An 18813-nucleotide genomic window follows, 5' to 3' on the forward strand; every position below is an offset into this window, starting at 1 on the left:
TAATATTAACATTATTTAAAGTACAAATATAAGAACTCCTCGTGACATTTTGTTTTATAAACAGAAAAGAATAATCTATTATTAATCCTTATTTTTGTAAAAATTTATTGATTTTTATGACAAAAGAGCAACTTATTGAGCAGATTAGATTAAAAAAGTCTTTTTTATGTATTGGTTTAGATGTGGATTTGGACAAAATTCCTGAACATTTAAAAGAGCTAGAAGACCCTATATTTGAATTTAACAAACAAATTATTGACGCTACTCATCATTTAACTGTTGCTTATAAACCCAATATTGCTTTCTACGAAGCTTATGGTATCAAGGGATGGCAATCTCTTGAAAAAACGATAAATTATTTAAACCAAAATTATCCTAAAATATTTACAATTGCCGATGCCAAACGTGGTGATATCGGAAATACATCAACACGTTATGCTAAAGCTTATTTTGAAGATTTAAGTTTCGACTCTATAACTGTTGCTCCATATATGGGTAGAGATTCTGTAGAGCCTTTTTTAGCGTTTAAAGATAAATTCACAATACTTCTAGCCTTAACGTCTAATGCTGGTGGATTAGACTTTCAAACCTTAGAATATGACGATGAGCAGCTGTACCAACGTGTCTTAAAAACTTCTTTAAACTATAAAAATTCAGAAAACTTAATGTACGTGGTTGGTGCAACACGACCTGAATATTTTCAAAAAATTAGAAAAATTGTTCCCAATCACTTTTTACTTGTACCAGGCGTTGGTGCACAAGGAGGAAGCTTACAAGATGTATGTAAATACGGATTAACAGATGATATTGGACTATTGGTAAATTCTAGTCGTGGAATTATTTACGCATCTAACGGTACTGACTTTGCTAAAAAAGCAAGTGATAAGTCGTTGGAGTTACAACAAGAAATGAAAGCAATACTTGATGCTCAATAAGCAGTCACGAAAGGTAACTCAAAATGATAAAAATTACTGAATACTAGAACCTAGTATGTCTTTTACATATGCATCTAATGCAATCATTTGGCTATAGCCTTTCTTTTTACCTAATTGCCCAAAAACGTAAAAAAGAATCCAAAGTATAGGCATAGCAATGCACATATACATAGAAAATTGATAATCTTGCTTTAAACTATACTTGGTATATGCCATAATTAAAAACACTATAAAAGCGAATGCAACTGCAAAATGAAAAAACATAAACATGGTCCAAACTTGAGGTTTTGGACCAAATAAACCTTTCAATATCGTTTTATCATCTTCCGTAATAATTTCGATTTGCAATTGTGGAGACCAAAAATGATCTTCCTCATCAGGAACATCAATAACTATATGGCTATCAGCTGTTTTTGTTCTAAACTTTGAATCATTTTGCTTAAAATGATCTTCAAACTTTTTTAAAATAGCACTTTTATCTTCTAATAACTCCTCCTTAAAACGAGGTTTTAAAAGGATTTTATTAAGATTATCTTCAAGAATTGGTTCGCTCATAAGTGGAAAATACAAAGATAAAATTACTATTTTTTCAGTTATAATTTTTAATATTTTATACTTTTAATTTCTAATATTACCAACCGACTTTTAACTTATACCCTCTAACTCGTGTCTTCCGACTATTTAACTTATCTTTGCAAACAATTTTGAAGTTATGAGTATAGTTGCTATTGTTGGAAGACCTAATGTAGGAAAATCCACTTTTTTTAATCGTTTAATTCAACGCCGTGAGGCTATTGTTGACGCCACTAGTGGTGTTACACGTGATAGACATTATGGAAAAAGTGAATGGAACGGGCGTGAATTTACCTTAATTGATACCGGTGGTTATGTTAAGGGTTCTGATGATGTTTTTGAAGCTGAAATCGATAAACAAGTTGAATTGGCCATTGACGAGGCTGATGTTATCCTTTTTATGGTTGATGTGGAAACTGGTGTTACTGGGATGGATGAAGATGTATCAAAATTACTTCGAAAGGTCAAAAAACCAGTATTATTAGTTATTAATAAGGTTGACAATAGTAAACGAAATGCTGATGCAGTAGAATTCTACGCATTAGGATTAGGTGAATATTATACCATTGCCAGTATAAATGGTAGTGGTACAGGTGACTTGCTGGACGCTCTAGTAAAAGTTTTACCTGAAAGGGAAGAAGAAAACAATGATGACTTACCTCGTTTTGCTGTTGTTGGTAGACCCAACGCAGGGAAATCATCTTTTATTAATGCCTTAATTGGAGAAGACAGATATATTGTAACTGATATTGCAGGTACAACTAGAGATTCCATAGATACAAAATACAATCGTTTTGGGTTTGAATTCAATTTGGTTGATACCGCAGGAATTAGACGTAAAAGTAAGGTTAAAGAAGATTTAGAGTTTTACTCTGTAATGCGTTCAGTTAGAGCGATAGAACATTCTGATGTTATTATTTTAGTGCTAGATGCTACCCGTGGCTTTGAAGGACAAGATCAGAACATTTTCTGGCTAGCTGAAAAAAACAAAAAAGGCGTCATTATTCTTGTTAATAAATGGGACTTGGTTGAGAAAGAAACCAAAACTACTAAAGAGTATGAAGCTAAAATAAGAAGAGAAATTGAACCATTTACTGATGTGCCTATTCTCTTTGTTTCTGTACTTACTAAACAACGTATTTTTAAAGCTATTGAAACTGCGGTTGAAGTTTTTGAAAGACGTAAAAACAGAATATCTACAAGTAAATTAAATGATACCATGTTAGATATTATAGAACGAAACCCACCACCTGCAAACAAAGGTAAATTTGTGAAAATTAAGTATTGTATGCAATTGCCTACACCGACACCACAATTTGTGTTTTTCTGTAATTTACCTCAATATGTAAAGGAAGCTTATAAGCGATTTTTAGAAAATAAAATGCGAGATATTTTCGACTTCCATGGTGTACCTATTATAATTTATTTTAGACAGAAATAAAAAACTGGTGGTATTCAGTAGTTAATACTGCGTGTTATCATATATCAAAATCTAAATCCAATTTGATTTCTTCATAAAACTTGTAGTATGAATAATAATTTATATCCGGTATTTTTAAAAGTTAAAAATCTGAATGTACTCATTGTTGGTGGAGGTAATGTTGCAGAAGAAAAATTAACATTCTTGCTAAAATCTAGTCCAGACGCTAATGTAACCATGGTTTCAACTATGTTTAGAGAAGCAACCGTTGCGTTGGCAAATAAATTTGGCGTAGAAATGATTACCGATAAATACCATAAACGTTTTTTAAAAAAGAAACATATTGTTATCGCTACTACTGATAACCCTAAAGTAAATATTAAAGTTTATAATGATTGTCGCAAAAAAAGTAAATTAGTAAATGTAGCCGACAACCCACCTTATTGCGATTTTTATATGGGAGGAATTGTTACGAAAGGAAATGTAAAAATAGCCATTTCCACAAATGGAAAGTCACCTACTACTGCAAAACGTCTTCGTCAATTTTTTGAAGAAGTTATACCTGAAGATGTAAACGAGTTTGTTGAAAACTTGAATACGTATAGAAAAACAATCAAAGGAGATTTTGAAGAAAAAGTAAAAGTACTGAACGAGATTACAAAAACATTGGTTGAAAAAAAAGATCCTAAAAATTAAATTTCAATCAATTTAAAAGTCGTTTTAGGCGAATCGCATACAGAACAACTATATGAACTGTTTAAATCTTCAAAAGCTGTTCCTGGATCAACATTAGCTTTTTTATCACCACAGACAGCACTATAAACTGAAAGACAATCTACACACTGATATACGGCTTCCTTCTCTTTTACATCAATCTTTTCTTTATCATCACTAACTATTTCATTACCAAACCCCTCAAAATACTTTTTACTTAATTCCATAAGCAGACCTGATAATTCAATTTTATCAACATCTTGGGCATATACATTATACTTTTGAGTATTAGGATCAAATTTATCGCAATACAGTACATTATAAGTTGGTCTAATATCAAAATCTTTTACAATACTAGGTACAATATTCTTCTCAATAACTATTGAAGTAAAATAAATATTACCTGCACCCCGATTTGCTATTGAAAAGGTTAAACCATAGGTACTAATATCATTTTGGTCAAAATCCATTACAATGAATTTTTTAAGCGACAACGCTTCTTCGTCATTTACAGGAATATGCCAATTCAATTCCAACAAAGAATGCCTAACATTAATTCCTGATTTACCTAAAAGTTTCTCTAACATTAATTTACTTGCTTTTGGAATACCTTTTACAATAATTGATTTCCAAGGAGTAATACATAATTTACCCACCTTATTGTCTAGACAAAAATCACAAAATTCTCTTAGAAAGTCTAAGTAATATTTATTATTTCTCCAATACAAACCAAGCCAATAGTGAGATGTACCTATTTTATTCATACCTTCATAATAAGGAAAAGGATGAAATTCTAATTCTAATTTAGAGTCAATGGTTCTACTATTCGTTTCAATACTATCATTTACAAGCTCAAAAAGTTCATCTACATTTTTTGTTTTTAAATACAACGCTTCAATTGTTTCAGAAATACTAGGAATATCCCAACTATTGATTAACACCTTATAATAAACTGACTCTGTCCAATTTGGTAATCTAAGATTTAGATACCAGTAATCTTCATGTTCAGATGCAATGAAATTTAATTGACCACTAAATAATGGAACCAATTGTTGTTTTGGGTCTGTAATATTAATTTTTAGCGACGGTTTATATTTAAAAGCTTCTAGTATATAAAGGTAGGTTACCCCACTCAACCATCTAGTTGATGGAAAAATATCTGAAGAGACGTAAGAACAAACTATATTTTGGTAATTAGAATCAGAAACGATAGTGGAGTTTAAAGCTAGTGCATCATCTTCAAAATTAGCATCCGATACATATTCTGGAAATATTATATCTTGCCGTGACCCTAAATGTAAGGTGTCAAGCCCTAGAGATTCCGCATAATTAATAATCTGTTTTAACTCACTTGGAGATATAATTCCACCTTTTATTGATACTCCTTTTAAATCTTTCATCTCCTAAAATATAATTTTTTAATACTTAAATTTTGATTCTCTTCTATTTTCGTATTAAACCTTAACTGTATTTAGTTTTAAGGTTTCTGAAAGAAAATGCTTTACCTCTGGCTTACAGCTCCCACATCCCATACCTGCTCCGGTGGTTTTACACAATTCTGTAAAATCTGTACATCCTTCTAAGATGGTATCTTCTAAATTACCCGTTCCTATTTGACTGCAAGAGCATACCAACTTACCTTTTACAGGAACAGATGAGCTATTTGACCTCAGAATTTCAGACCTTTTATCTGATAATTCTATTTCATCTTCAATTAAAACTTTAAACTCGGCAAATTCATTTTTATCTCCCATTAATATTACCCCTACTAATTTATCATCTTTGATGATGCATTTTTTATAATACCTCTGAGAGATATCCATAAAAATTACTTCTTCATAAGACTTGTCATTAACTGGAGCTTTTACCATACCAATACTACACAAATCTAAATCTTCAAATTTTAGTATATTCATTAGCACAGAACCTGAATAGATACTACTTAGATCTCCAAGTAAATACTTAACAACAACATCTGCTTGCTGTTCAGCTGCCGATGTTATTCCGTACAAATTATTATTAAATTCTGCAATTTCACCAATGGCATAAATATGTTCATCACTTGTTTGCAAATATTGATTTACAATTACACCTCTTCGAGATTCTAATTTAGCTTGTTTTGCTAATTCTATATTTGGTAACGTACCAATAGCATAAACTAAAGCATTACAATTAATAATCTTACCTGTTTTTAATGTAACCGACAATCCATCACCAACTTCATCGTCAAAAACAGTACTTACTTCATTGTCAAAATAAATTTGAATACCGCGTTCAGAAACGTCATCAGCCAAAAGCCTACTTGCAGTATTATCTAATTGACGCTCCATCAACCTTGAAGCTCTTTGTATTATGGTAACAGGGATGTTCTTTTTATTTAAAGTTGCTGCAAGCTCTAAACCTAACAGACCACCACCAACGACCACAACATGTTTGTCTTCATCTGGAAGCAGCGTTTTATCTAAATGTCGTTTTAAATTATCTGCATCTTGCCTACTTCTTAACGTAAACCGACCTGGCAGTTCTAAATTGGCATTAGTTGGAACAAAAGCCCTACTACCAGTTGCCAATATAAGCACATCATAAGAATGCTCATCTCCATTACTATCAGTAATAACTTTATTCTCCTTATCAAGTTTATCAATTAGTACACCTGGAAACAACTTTAATTTAAGCTTTGCTACTTCTCCTTTTTTTAGTTTTTCTAATTCTTTCCAACTAAGTTCATCACTTACATATTCTGGAAGTAAAACCCTATTATAAAAAATATCATCTTCCTTTGAAAATACTAAAATTTCATCATCTAAATTCCGTTCCCTATAACTTTGAATAAACCTATAGGCTGCTGCTCCTGCTCCAACAATACAAATTTTTTGTTTTTCTTTTTTGTACTTAGAAACCTCAACAGCACTATATTTATAATCGGGTTCTTTTGAGACAGGATCTATTAAATTACTAGTTAAATTATTTGCTCTACCAAAGTCTTCTCCTAAAATTCTGCCCCAGTGCATTGGCATAAAAACCACACCTTTTCTGATATCAAAACTCAACTTAACTTTAACTCTAACTTCCCCTCTATTATTTTTTATTATCGCTACATCTCCATCTTTTATCTTTCTCAAAAAAGCATCGACATTATTCATTTCTAAGTAAGGCGATGGAATATGCGTATTTAACCTATTAACCGCACCTGTTTTAGTTCTTGTATGCCATTGATCTCTTATACGACCTGTTGTTAAAATTAGAGGAAGTTCTTCTGATAATTTTTCCGATTGATTTAATGTATGAACCGGAACATTAAACTGAGCGTTACCTGATGGTGTAAAAAACTTTTTATCAGTAAAAAGTCTTGGTGTACCATTATGAGTACTGTTAGGCACTGGCCATTGAAAACTACCTTCTCCTTTTAATCTTTGATACGACAAGCCTGAAATATCTATAGCAGTACCTTTAGTCATTAAACTATATTCATCAAAAACCTCACTTGCATTTTCATAATCAAAACCATTAAAACCCATTTTTTGAGCAAATTTCAATAGAATTTCAAGGTCTGGTAACGCTTCCCCTGGCGGATCAATAACTTTATTTAAATAACTTATTCTTCTCTCTGAATTTGTCATTGTTCCTTCTTTTTCTGCCCATCCAGCCGCAGGCAACAACAGGTCTGCATATTTTGTGGTATCAGAGTTATGAGAGATGTCTTGAACAACAACAAAGTTTGCTTTTTTAAGAGCTTCCTCTACTTGCAGAGAGTCGGGTAAACTCACAACAGGGTTGGTACAGACAATCCATATTGCTTTTAATTTCCCCGAATTTAACCCTTCAAACATTTCTGTTGCCGTTAAACCAGGATTTTCTGAAATCTCTTGACATCCCCAAAAGTTTGACACTTCTTTTCTATGTACTGGATTCGCCAAATCTTTATGTGCTGCTAACAAATTGGCCATTCCTCCAACTTCTCTGCCTCCCATAGCATTGGGCTGACCTGTTAAAGAAAAAGGACCCGCTCCAGGTTTACCTATCTGACCTGTTAGCAGTGAAATATTAATTAACGATACATTTTTATCTACACCAATAACACTCTGGTTTAAACCCATAGTCCACATACTAATAAAAGCTTTTGACAAGCCTATATATTGCGATGCTTTTTTAATATCATTTACAGAAATGCCACATATTTTAGCAGCCTCAGAAAAAGAGGTTTTACACGCTTTTTCTTTAAGCTCTTCAAAATTATCAGTATGAATTTTTATGAATTTTTTGTCGATTAACTTTTTCTCTATTAACCTTTTTGCAATGGCATTGTACAGTACAACATCAGTACCCGGTATAATTTGCAAATGCAAATCTGCAATGGCACATGTTTGTGTTTTACGCGGATCAACAACAACAATTTTTACATTTGGATTTTCTTCTTTATGTTTTTCTAAACGTCTGAATAATATTGGATGACACCATGCAGGATTAGCTCCTGCTATTAGAAAACAATCAGCCAATTCTATATCTTCATAAGATATTGGTACTGCATCATCACCAACAGACTTCTTATAACCAACTACGGCTGAACTCATGCACAAACGTGAGTTTGTATCTATATTATTAGTTCCTAGAAACCCTTTAGTAAGTTTATTGGCTATGTAATATTCTTCCGTTAAACATTGACCAGAAACATAAAAACCAACACTATCTGGACCATGTCTTTTTATTATTGATTTAAAAACAGCTGCAGCTCTTTCCATGGCCACATCCCAAGTCGTTTTTTGCAAGGGCAAATCTCTACTCCAACGCATTTCTGGATGTAAGATTCTATCAGAAGTATCTTGAACAACGTAGTTGAGATTCATACCTTTTGAACAAAGCATCCCTTTGTTTACAGAATACGCTTTATCTCCCTCAACTTTAAGTCCTCCTTTTGAATCTTTATGAACAACGATACCACAGCCTACACCGCAATAAGAACAAATTGTTTTATATGAATTACTGATAGCCATAAATAGTTAGCATTAGTTAGAAATAATATTTACCAAAGATAAAAAATTACGTATTAATACGTAATTTTAAAGGTGTTATATATCGCTAAAAATGAGCCTTTAATTTTAATGAATTACCAGAGAATAGCAGTTTATTAAACCGAATAAGTAATAAATACTAGTTTAGACCTAGTTTTGAAGCTTTTACTGAAAGTTCTATTAAATTCTTCACATTCATTTTTTTCATCAAATTAAACCTATGTGTTTCAATAGTTCTCTTACTTTTATCTAGCTCTAGAGAAATTTCTTTATTGGTTTTACCCAATAAAATTAGTCGTAGAATTTCAATTTCCTTTTTTGTTAAGTGAAATTCATCAGTTACAACAGTAGCAGTATTACTTGAAACTTCAGCTGATATTATTGGTGAAGATTTTTTAAGCAGATTATTTACAATTACAGTACTAATATCTCCACTAAAATATTTTCCACCATTACCAACAGTATGAATAGCTTTTAAAACTTCCTCTTTACTGGCATCTTTTAGCAGATACCCCATAGCTTTTGCTTCAATAGATTTTAAAATATACTCTTCAGAATCATGCATTGACAACACAATTGCTTTCGTTTTTGTTGGCTTTTGATTTAATATACTAACAGCATCAATACCATTCATTTCTGGCATTCTTACATCTATTATTAACAAATCTGGTTTAAATTTTTCAACCAATTGTAATGCTTCCTTACCGTTAGCAGCTTCGCCAACCACCTCTAAATCTTTTTCGTCTTCTAATAAATATTTCACACCATCTCTTACAATGGCATGATCATCTGCTAAAACTATCCTGATTTTTTCCTTCAAAATTATTCTGTTTGGGTCATCAAATATAAGCTATTAATACTTAAATTTAAAAATATAACTAAGTACAAACACTCAATTACTATTTAAGTATTTTACTATTGAGAAAACCCTTCTTACAGCATAACAGTGTTTTAATTTTTAATAGATTCATTTACAAAAATTTTGGTTTGATAACCAACATTAACCAAACCCAATTTTGACCATTTGCAGCCAATGACTCATCCAATCCTTTCAACTCATACATACCATCTGAAGCAAACATTTGAGAGTAACCTGCTTTTAGTGTATATCCTTTAAATGAATGAGAAAAAACTAAATCCAATTCTGTTCCTAAGTTTTTTTCACCACTAGGTAGTTTTTGTTCTCCTGAAAAGTTTAATGCTTTTACTAAAAGACTTGATTTTTCTCCTAATTTGAAATTTGCACTCACATGCACATCCACCAATCCGATTGAGTTAGCATGATTACCAACATAAAAATAATCCATAAATCCGTTAAATTTATGATTTGTTCCATACAATGGAAAGAAAGCTCCTGTTTCACCAGCACCTCCATCATTACCACTAATAACCTCGACTCCTAACCCCAAACTTACTTTATTACCTGCTTTTAAACTTAAATCTAAGCTGGCCAAATACGCTCCCTTTACATCAACTTCACCTTGCCTTTTACCTGTTTGAAAATATAGGTTTCCTGCCAATCCAAATTTCCCTTTCTTATACTCTAAATGGGTACCAAAAGTTTGTAAATTACTAACCCCATCTCCTGTTTCTCCATCTTCATCAAATTCTTGAAATCCATTATTTAATGCTAAGAAACTTCCTGAAATTGACTTTCCTGATTTTTTCAGATATAGATACTGCATTGATTTATACGAAAAATATCCTTTTGTATTATAGACATTTCCGGTTGATATAAATCCTGACGGGTTGTCATAATCTTGATTAAAAGCCAACCCAAGGTCAAACATAAAACTTCCTTTTTTATATTTTAACAACGCGGCATCATGGTTACGCCCTTGTTGAGCCCAATCAAGCCCCCCCATTATTCTTTGATCATCATATGCAATTGACTGGCGACCAAATTTAGTGGATACATTTTCACCCAATTTTAAATCAGCCCAAGCTTGAAATATTGCAAATGAATTATTATCATCATCCGGTAAAATTTGCCTATTTTCACCCCAAACCATAACATCTTGAAGACTGATAAAAAGGTTTAACCCATCTGTTTTATACCCAAATTTTAACCTTGCCCTAGTTGACACACCAAAACCTGGCTCCGCATCTTTAGCGATTAAACTTCCAAAACCATTTCTAAATTCAGTTCGAGGTCTTAACTCACCTTCGAGTGAAAATTGTGCTGACATACACGATGTAAAAAACAACCCTAAAATTATTATTATAGATTTATTCATATCTTTTTATTATTTATCGGCCAATGCCACTCTTATTGGTTCAACTTCATCTGTACTCTCTTCTGTTGCAAACTTAATAGCCAATGAGGATACCGCTGCCAAAACAATTAATAAACTAATAATAAAATAACCACTAGAAACTGCGAAAGAAGAGGCTTGCCCTTGTGCAATTTCAATAACCTCAGCACCCATTCCTTGGTTAGAAGCTATAGCAGTTTGTTCGGCTACCGCTGATTTTGACTTCAATAACATGGCAGCTAAGAAAGCACCTACATTACCTCCTGCCCCGACTATTCCAGATATTGAACCTATCGCTTTTTTATTGATAAATGGGACTACAGAAAAAGTAGCTCCTTCGGCCATTTGTACTGTTAAACTAAAAGCAATTAGAAATAAGATACCGAGAGGTAAATAAGTTATTGTAGAAAATATGGAAAGCATTACTCCTTCTAACGCCAAGATAAATGATAAAAACAACACCCTTCCTCTAAGCCCTCTTGACTTACCAAACATATCGCCAAAATAGCCACCTAATGTTCTTGCAAAAATATTCATCAAGGCAAAAGACAGCACAATATTCCCTGCCATAGACCTAGTTAAACCAAAGGTATTTTGAAGATAATCATCCATAGTACCATATACCGTTAATTCAATTCCAAAACAGGCCGCATAAACAAAAAATAAAATCCACACTCTATAATCAGATAAAACTTCTTTAAAACCTACTTGATCTTTTTTAGAGGCTACAAACTCCCCTTTAGCCTTTAGTTCTTTAAAATTTCCAGCAGGCGTATCTTTCGTAAAAAAGAAATAAACAATCCCCATTAGAAAACATACAAGACCAGCAATTACCATTGAATACCTCCATGCATTAGCTTCATCTGCCAAACCAAAACTAATTACAGCAGCCGCAATAATTGGCATCCCTAATCTATTAGCTCCACCACCTAAATTACCCCAACCTGCAGAAGTTGCATTTGCAGTACCAACAATGTTTGATGCAAACATTATAGAAGTATGAACCTGTGTTATAACAAAGGAAGCTCCAATAAAACCAATAAATAATCTACAGATTAAAAATTGTAGTGGAGTTTGTACAAAACCAATTAAGATTACGGGAATTGCTCCTAACATTAACAACCATGTATAACAGAGTCTTGGTCCATATTTATCACATAATTTACCAATTACCAATCTAGCAAACACCGTTCCGGTTACCGCCAAGATAATTGAATTCCATTTTTGTTCAGGACTTAAACCTAAATCTTTAACCACATCTGGCATAAAGGGTACAATGCCAAACCAAGCAAAGAAACAAAGGAAAAAGGCAACGGAGGTAATCCAGAATGTTCTGGTTGAAATACTTTTGAAGTTTAATAATTCTAATTTACTAGCTTTTGGATAATTCGTAGTCATAGTTAAATATTTACAAGATTAATAACAAATCATGTTACAAATGTAAATATCTACGTATTTATACGCAATTTAATATATAAAATATTACGTATTTTTACTAATTTTTATACTATTCTATATTTAAGTGTGATTAAAATAAGTATTTAATAAAATCTAATTGCTCAACTTAGCAATATGAAATTATTAATTATAAAGATAACTCTAGCACTCTTTGAATTTCCTCATCCATAAAAGAAGTACTTTCAGAGACAACATCACCAAAAACAATAATTCCAGGAACGGTCACATCTATTTCTTTAGCAATATTAGTAGCATTATTGATTGTACCTGTCATTATTTTTTCATCGGCACAAGTACCATTCTGAATTACCGCAAAAGGCGTATACCCCTGTCTATATTTCTGTACCTCATTTATAAGTAATGAAAATTTACGCAACCCCATTAACACTACTATTGTTGTGGAAGACTGTGCCGCAAGGGCAAAGTCTTTAGGTAAACTTCCATCAGAAACGGTCGCTGTAATGACCCAAAAACTATTACTAATACCTCTCTTAGTCAAGGGTATACCCTGAGAGGCTGGTACGGAAATAGCACTAGTTACGCCAGGTACTAACTCCGTTTCTATACCACGACTTTCCACATAATCAATTTCTTCACTACCTCTGCCAAACACAAATGGATCACCTCCCTTTAACCGAACAACAGTACCATATTCAATAGCATTGGTTACCAGCATTTCATTAATATCATCTTGAGAATACTTGTGATTATTATTTCTTTTACCGACATATATACAGGGTACATTTTTATTTGCATAACTAAGTATTTCTTTATTAACGAGTGCATCATATAATATGATATTGGCCTGCTTAATGGCATTATATCCTTTTATAGTTAACAAATCTTTATCCCCTGGTCCCGCACCAACTAATATAACTTTCGAATTTATTTTATCATTTTTCATATATATGTATAATTTAAGTGGGTAAAACTTATTATTCCACAATAATACGTAATTGAACCCAAATATTACGTATATTTTTCTAATAATTACGTATTTATACTTATTTTTGCTTTGTATAAATTGAAAATTATTAAGTATGAAAACCATAATAGTTGTTGGAAATGGAATGGTAGGTTACAAATTTTGCGAAAAACTTGTAGCCAATGAAGAAAGTAAAGCCTTTAAAATAATTGTTTTTGGAGAAGAACCAAGACCTGCTTATGACAGAGTTCATTTGAGCGAGTTTTTTGCAAACCAAGATGCAAAAGCATTAGAAATGGCACCTGTAGAATGGTATATTGAAAATAACATTGAACTGATCATTAGTGAAAGAATAACGGACATTCAAAGAGCTAATAAAAAAATATCTACTGTTAAAAATCGTGAGTTTTCATACGACTATTTAGTACTAGCCACTGGGTCTTCAGCTTTTGTCCCTCCTATAAAAGGAGTAGAAAAAGAAGGTGTCTTTGTATATAGAACAATTGAAGACTTAGAAGGAATGCTTGCTTATGCTGCAAAATTAAAAGATAAGAATCCAAATGCGAGAGCCGCAGTTCTTGGTGGTGGGTTGTTAGGTTTGGAAGCTGGTAAAGCAGTTATGGATATGGGTTTAGAACCACATATTGTTGAGTTTGCCCCAAAACTAATGCCAAGGCAACTAGATTCTAGAAGTAGTCAGGTATTGCAATTAAAATTAGAGTCTATTGGTTTAAACATACATTTAAGTAAAGCTACCAATCAAATATTAGGAGAACATGCCATCACAGGAATGGAGTTTGGAGAAGATGATGTGTTGGATGTTGAAATGCTAGTAATTTCTGCAGGTATTCGCCCAAGAGATGAACTCGGAAAATCATGTGATTTAGAAATGGGAGTTCGTGGCGGAATTGTGGTTGACAATAAAATGCAAACTTCAGATGAAAACATCTATGCTATTGGTGAGGTTGCTCTTTACAACCAGATGATTTATGGATTAGTAGCTCCGGGCTATGAAATGGCAAATGTTGCTGTAGCTCAAATTTTAGGAAAACAAGAAACCTTAATGGCGGCAGAAATAGACATGTCTACCAAACTAAAATTAATTGGAGTAGATGTTGCCAGTTTTGGAGAACCATTTATGCCTGCTGCCAAAGGACACTCTGTTATTTTTGAAAATAAAACACAACACCTTTATAAAAGAATTAACGTTAGCCTTGATGGCAAAAAGCTATTGGGCGGAATTCTTGTAGGAGATGCATCTGATTATAATATGCTTCACCAAGTGTATTTAAATAGTATGCCTATTCCTGAAGACCCATCTCAACTAATATTACCTGCAAGTGAAGGCGGAGCTTTTGGTAGTGCAATGGATTTACCAGATAACGCTGTAGTATGTTCTTGTGAGAATGTTACGAAAGGTCAAATTTGCTGTTCTGTATCTGATGATGGTAATGAAACACTTAAAGATGTAGCTCAGGCAACTAAGGCCAGTACCAGTTGTGGTGGCTGTAAACCCATGGTTGACGATTTGGTTAAAGAGACTTTAAAGTCTTTAGGTAAAGTTGTAAAAGAACGTATTTGTGAACATTTTGATTATTCGCGTCAAGAATTGTACGACATCGTTAAAATGAAAGAGATTAAAGATTTTGACCTGCTCTTAGATACACATGGAACAGGAAATGGATGTGAAACATGTAAACCATTAGCAGCCTCATTATTTGCAAGTATTTTCAATGAAACTGCCAACAAGCAGGAAACTATTCAAGATTCTAATGATAGATATTTAGCCAATATTCAGCGTAATGGAACCTATTCTGTAGTACCACGTGTTGCAGGGGGAGAGATTAGCCCAAAACAACTAATTGCCATGGGGAGGATTGGCAACAAATATGATTTATACACTAAAATAACCGGAGGTCAACGTATTGTTATGTTCGGAGCACAATTACATGAACTTCCATTAATATGGGAAGAACTAATAGCCGAAGGTTTTGAAACGGGACAAGCCTATGGAAAATCATTACGAACTGTAAAAAGTTGTGTGGGATCTACATGGTGTAGATATGGTTTAGATGAAAGCGTAAGTTTTGCTATTGAAATTGAAAACAGATATAAAGGGATACGTTCTCCGCATAAATTTAAAGGTGGTGTGTCTGGCTGTATCCGTGAATGTGCGGAAGCTAGAGGAAAAGATTTTGGTTTTATCGCTGTAGAAGGGGGTTGGAACATCTATATCGGTGGTAATGGAGGTGCAAATCCGAAACATGCCGTATTACTAGCAGAAAAAGTTGACAAAGAGACTGCGATTAAATATGCAGATCGTTATTTAATGTTTTATATACGAACAGCACAGCCTTTAATGCGAACTGCCGCTTGGTTAGACAAGCTTGAAGGGGGTATTGACTATGTAAAAGATGTAGTAATAAATGACTGCTTAGGTATCGTAAAACAATTGGATGAAGAAATGCAATTTATGGTAGACACCTATAAATGCGAATGGACTGAAGCAGTAGAAAACCCAGAGATAAGAGCGAGATACACTCATTTTGTCAATTCTGACGAAGAAGATAAAAATATAGAATTTGTTAACCTAAGAGAACAAAAAATGCCAACTCCTTGGGCATAAGTTTTCTTATAAAAAATAATACAATGTTAGATACACTATTAAAAGATTATAGCACGGTACAATTAGAAAGTGTTACCGTATGGTTTAAGGCTGCAGAAATTAGCAAATTTCCAAAAAACGGCGGTGCTTGCGTAAAGTATAAAGAAAAACAAATTGCTGTTTTTAATTTTTCTAGGCAAGACAAATGGTATGCGTGTCAAAATCTATCACCAGAAAAAAAAGAAATGGTACTATCTAGAGGAATGATTGGAGATGATAATGGAATTCCTAAAATTGCTTGCCCTTTGCATAAAAAAACATTCTCATTAGAAACAGGTGAGAATTTAAATGGCGATTTAGATCCAATTGCAATATATCCAGTGAAAATTGAGGATAACTTTGTGTATATCGGATTTTCTGAATAAGTTTGAAGTACAATCATTGCCTATAAACTGTGAATACAAAATACGAAAACGCGATAGCATTATTTGACAAAGCAAATTCAGATGATCCTAATAAAGAAATTTGGAACGGCACAACGTACCCTAAAGAATTACTTTATGCTCAAAGAATGACTGAAAAATTAGATCTTTTTGAGCCAAATGCATCTTATGCTTTAAAATTGGCCGTTAGATGTCAACATATTTGTAGATGGCAAATACCAAGAGATTCTTATGAAATGAATAGAAAAGGTTATTTAACTTGGAGAAGTGACCTCTCTGTATTTCATGCTAAAACAGCATCAGAAATTCTAAAAACAGTTGGTTTTGATGAGGAATTCATAAATTCAGTCACTTTTCTTTTAAAGAAGAAACAACTTAAAAAAAATAAAGATACTCAGATATTAGAAGATGTAATCTGTTTGGTATTTTTAGACTATTATTTTGAGACTTTTTCAGGAAAATATTCTGAAGAAAAACTGATTGACATCTTAAAAAAAACATGGGCAAAAATGTCTGAAAAAGGTCATGATGAAGCAATGAAAATTAACTTCTCAAAAAATTCAATACAACTCATACAAAAAGCCTTAGCTTAATTCACCATAAATTTAACTTTGTGTCTAAACCTAAAAATAACAACATACTCGATAGTGTTATTTTCAAAAAATTAAGAAAGTTATATTTGCTTGCCTTTTTGGCAATAGCCATTACCATTTTAATTTCCCAATTATTAATTCAGAATCATATTAGTACTCAAATAAATGATTCAAGAGTAATAAATATTGCTGGTAGACAACGTATGTTAAGCCAGAAACTCACTAAGGAGATCCTATTCTTAAACGACAGTGACATTTCAGATGAAAGAACAGAAAAAATTAATCAAATAAAAAAAACGTATCAACTTTGGTCATCTTCTCACGATGGTTTAATTGATGGAAACCAAAAATTAAGTTTACCCAAAGAAAGCAATAAAGAAATACTAACCATGTTTTCTGAGGTTGCTCTTTATTTCTTACCTATAAAAAAAGCGGTTGAAAATTTACTTTTAAAATTAGAAAAGGAACCCAACACATCAATTACTTTACTTAAAAATGAAACCAATACTATCTTAACAAATGAAACTGAGTTTTTAAAAGCGATGGATATTCTTGTTTTTAAATATGACGACATCAGTAAAGCCAAAGTAACTCAACTAAAATATTTAGAGACACTTTTATTGGTATTTGCCTTAGTAATTCTAACTCTTGAAATTCTTTTACTTTTTAGACCATTTTCATTAAAAATTAAAGATACCATTAACGATTTATTGAAGACTAAAGAGGAAGCTGTTTTAAAAACCGAACAGTTAAATGAAATGTACATTGCTAAGGAAGAATCATTATTAGAACTACAGCAATTAAATTACGCTATTGATAATACCGTATTGTTTGTGAGTACTAATTCAGAAGGTTCTATCTTACATATGAGCAAGAAGCTACAAAATCTATTAGGACTTTCTACCAATACTTTAAAAGGAGCCATAGAAGAGCTACTTACCACTGATCTTGGGCAACAAATGTATTTAAAAGAACTTTTAAAAAACAAAGGTAGAATATGGACAGGTGAGGTTCAGGTAAAAACTAAAGACGACACAGAGCTTTGGTTAGACATGTCTATTATTCCGCTAAAAAGAGTCAGTTTAAAACAAAAAACGCTGATTTTATGTACGGATATTACACAACGAAAACATAATGAAACGGAACTAGAACGGATTTCACAAGAAAAATATCAAGAGGAAATAGAATCACAAAAGATTCTTTCTAGTAAAATTATTGAAGCTCAAGAAGAAGAACGTAAAAGAATAGCCAAAGACATTCATGATGGGATAGGCCAAATGTTAACCGCATTAAAATTTAATGCAGAATCTATCAATTTGAATAATATTGAAGTTTCTCTTAAAAAAATTGAAAACCTAAAAGCCCTTTCTAAAGAAATTATTCAAGGTGTTAGAATGGCAACTTTTAATTTGGTTCCACCGGAATTGACGGAGTTAGGTATTTCTTCTGCACTACAAACATTAACTGTTCAACTCTCAAAACTAACAGGGAAAAACATTGTATTTCAAAATAAAACGGACTTTGATATTAAATTAGATTCTCTCACAGAGACAAATTTGTATAGAATTACTCAGGAAGCCGTAAATAATGCTATTAAATACGCAAAAGCTAATTATATTTTTGTTTCAATTAATCATAGCTCAGATATCATGAGCATAACCATAGCAGATGACGGTATTGGTTTTGACATTGATCAAGTTAAAACAAACACAGAAAAAGGTATGGGTTTATTATTTATGGAAGAACGCATTAAATATATAAATGGTAGGATATTTATTAACTCTGTAATTGGTGAAGGCACAAATATCACTCTAAATATTAAGTTAGATAAAATTTAAACTTACAGTACAAATCTAATATCCATAAAAGGTTGTTTCCAAATG

General features: G+C 32.4%; 14 protein-coding genes. 7 read left to right on the forward strand and 7 right to left on the reverse strand.

Going from position 1 to position 18813, the window contains the following annotated elements; translation table 11 throughout:
• Positions 1 to 116: 116 nt before the first annotated feature.
• The gene (gene pyrF / locus D3P13_RS02875) at positions 117 to 935 is read left to right on the forward strand and encodes an orotidine-5'-phosphate decarboxylase (RefSeq protein WP_117879782.1); all 819 of its coding nucleotides are present in this window, start codon (positions 117 to 119) and stop codon (positions 933 to 935) included.
• A 33-nt stretch (positions 936 to 968) separates the two neighbouring features.
• Here the strand turns inward: pyrF and D3P13_RS02880 are convergent, their stop codons facing one another.
• Complete coding sequence (locus tag D3P13_RS02880; RefSeq protein ID WP_117879783.1) at positions 969 to 1490, reverse strand: GTP-binding protein; 522 nt, start codon at positions 1488 to 1490, stop codon at positions 969 to 971.
• A gap of 157 nt (positions 1491 to 1647) precedes the next feature.
• Here D3P13_RS02880 and der point away from each other — a divergent pair, with 157 nt between their 5' ends.
• On the forward strand, positions 1648 to 2949 hold the full coding sequence (gene der / locus D3P13_RS02885) for a ribosome biogenesis GTPase Der (protein ID WP_117879784.1): 1302 nt from the start codon (positions 1648 to 1650) through the stop codon (positions 2947 to 2949).
• Positions 2950 to 3036: 87 nt separating this feature from the next.
• Complete coding sequence (locus D3P13_RS02890; RefSeq protein ID WP_117879785.1) at positions 3037 to 3624, forward strand: precorrin-2 dehydrogenase/sirohydrochlorin ferrochelatase family protein; 588 nt, start codon at positions 3037 to 3039, stop codon at positions 3622 to 3624.
• Here the strand turns inward: D3P13_RS02890 and D3P13_RS02895 are convergent.
• The 6 genes from D3P13_RS02895 to cobA all read right to left on the reverse strand — a co-directional run bounded on the left by D3P13_RS02895 (position 3621) and on the right by cobA (position 13268).
• On the reverse strand, positions 3621 to 5042 hold the full coding sequence (locus D3P13_RS02895; protein WP_117879786.1) for a rubredoxin domain-containing protein: 1422 nt from the start codon (positions 5040 to 5042) through the stop codon (positions 3621 to 3623). The two genes, D3P13_RS02890 and D3P13_RS02895, sit on opposite strands and share 4 nt — an antisense overlap.
• 54 nt (positions 5043 to 5096) lie before the next feature.
• Positions 5097 to 8633, reverse strand: coding sequence for a nitrate reductase (locus D3P13_RS02900; RefSeq protein WP_117879787.1), 3537 nt, complete (start codon positions 8631 to 8633; stop codon positions 5097 to 5099).
• A 157-nt stretch (positions 8634 to 8790) separates the two neighbouring features.
• Positions 8791 to 9471: a response regulator transcription factor gene (locus D3P13_RS02905; RefSeq protein WP_117879788.1), complete on the reverse strand. Its 681-nt coding sequence runs from the start codon at positions 9469 to 9471 to the stop codon at positions 8791 to 8793.
• Positions 9472 to 9622: 151 nt separating this feature from the next.
• Positions 9623 to 10888, reverse strand: coding sequence for an alginate export family protein (locus D3P13_RS02910; RefSeq protein ID WP_117879789.1), 1266 nt, complete (start codon positions 10886 to 10888; stop codon positions 9623 to 9625).
• A 9-nt stretch (positions 10889 to 10897) separates the two neighbouring features.
• Positions 10898 to 12304, reverse strand: a complete 1407-nt coding sequence (locus D3P13_RS02915; protein WP_117879790.1) for an MFS transporter — start codon at positions 12302 to 12304, stop codon at positions 10898 to 10900.
• A gap of 187 nt (positions 12305 to 12491) precedes the next feature.
• On the reverse strand, positions 12492 to 13268 hold the full coding sequence (gene cobA / locus D3P13_RS02920; RefSeq protein WP_117879791.1) for a uroporphyrinogen-III C-methyltransferase: 777 nt from the start codon (positions 13266 to 13268) through the stop codon (positions 12492 to 12494).
• 136 nt (positions 13269 to 13404) lie between these two features.
• Here cobA and nirB point away from each other — a divergent pair, with 136 nt between their 5' ends.
• From nirB to D3P13_RS02940, 4 genes are read left to right on the forward strand one after another with little or no spacing between them, the layout of a single operon-like run.
• Positions 13405 to 15915, forward strand: a complete 2511-nt coding sequence (gene nirB, locus D3P13_RS02925; RefSeq protein ID WP_117879792.1) for a nitrite reductase large subunit NirB — start codon at positions 13405 to 13407, stop codon at positions 15913 to 15915.
• Between the two features lie 23 nt (positions 15916 to 15938).
• Positions 15939 to 16319, forward strand: a complete 381-nt coding sequence (gene nirD, locus D3P13_RS02930; protein WP_117879793.1) for a nitrite reductase small subunit NirD — start codon at positions 15939 to 15941, stop codon at positions 16317 to 16319.
• A 29-nt stretch (positions 16320 to 16348) separates the two neighbouring features.
• Entirely contained in the window at positions 16349 to 16930 is a 582-nt protein-coding gene (locus D3P13_RS02935; protein WP_117879794.1) for a DUF4202 domain-containing protein, read from the forward strand.
• Positions 16931 to 16950: 20 nt separating this feature from the next.
• The gene (locus D3P13_RS02940) at positions 16951 to 18768 is read left to right on the forward strand and encodes a sensor histidine kinase (protein WP_117879795.1); all 1818 of its coding nucleotides are present in this window, start codon (positions 16951 to 16953) and stop codon (positions 18766 to 18768) included.
• Positions 18769 to 18813: the final 45 nt, after the last annotated feature.

It is taken from the genome of Aureibaculum luteum (assembly GCF_003449015.1).
GTDB lineage: Bacteria > Bacteroidota > Bacteroidia > Flavobacteriales > Flavobacteriaceae > Aureibaculum > Aureibaculum luteum.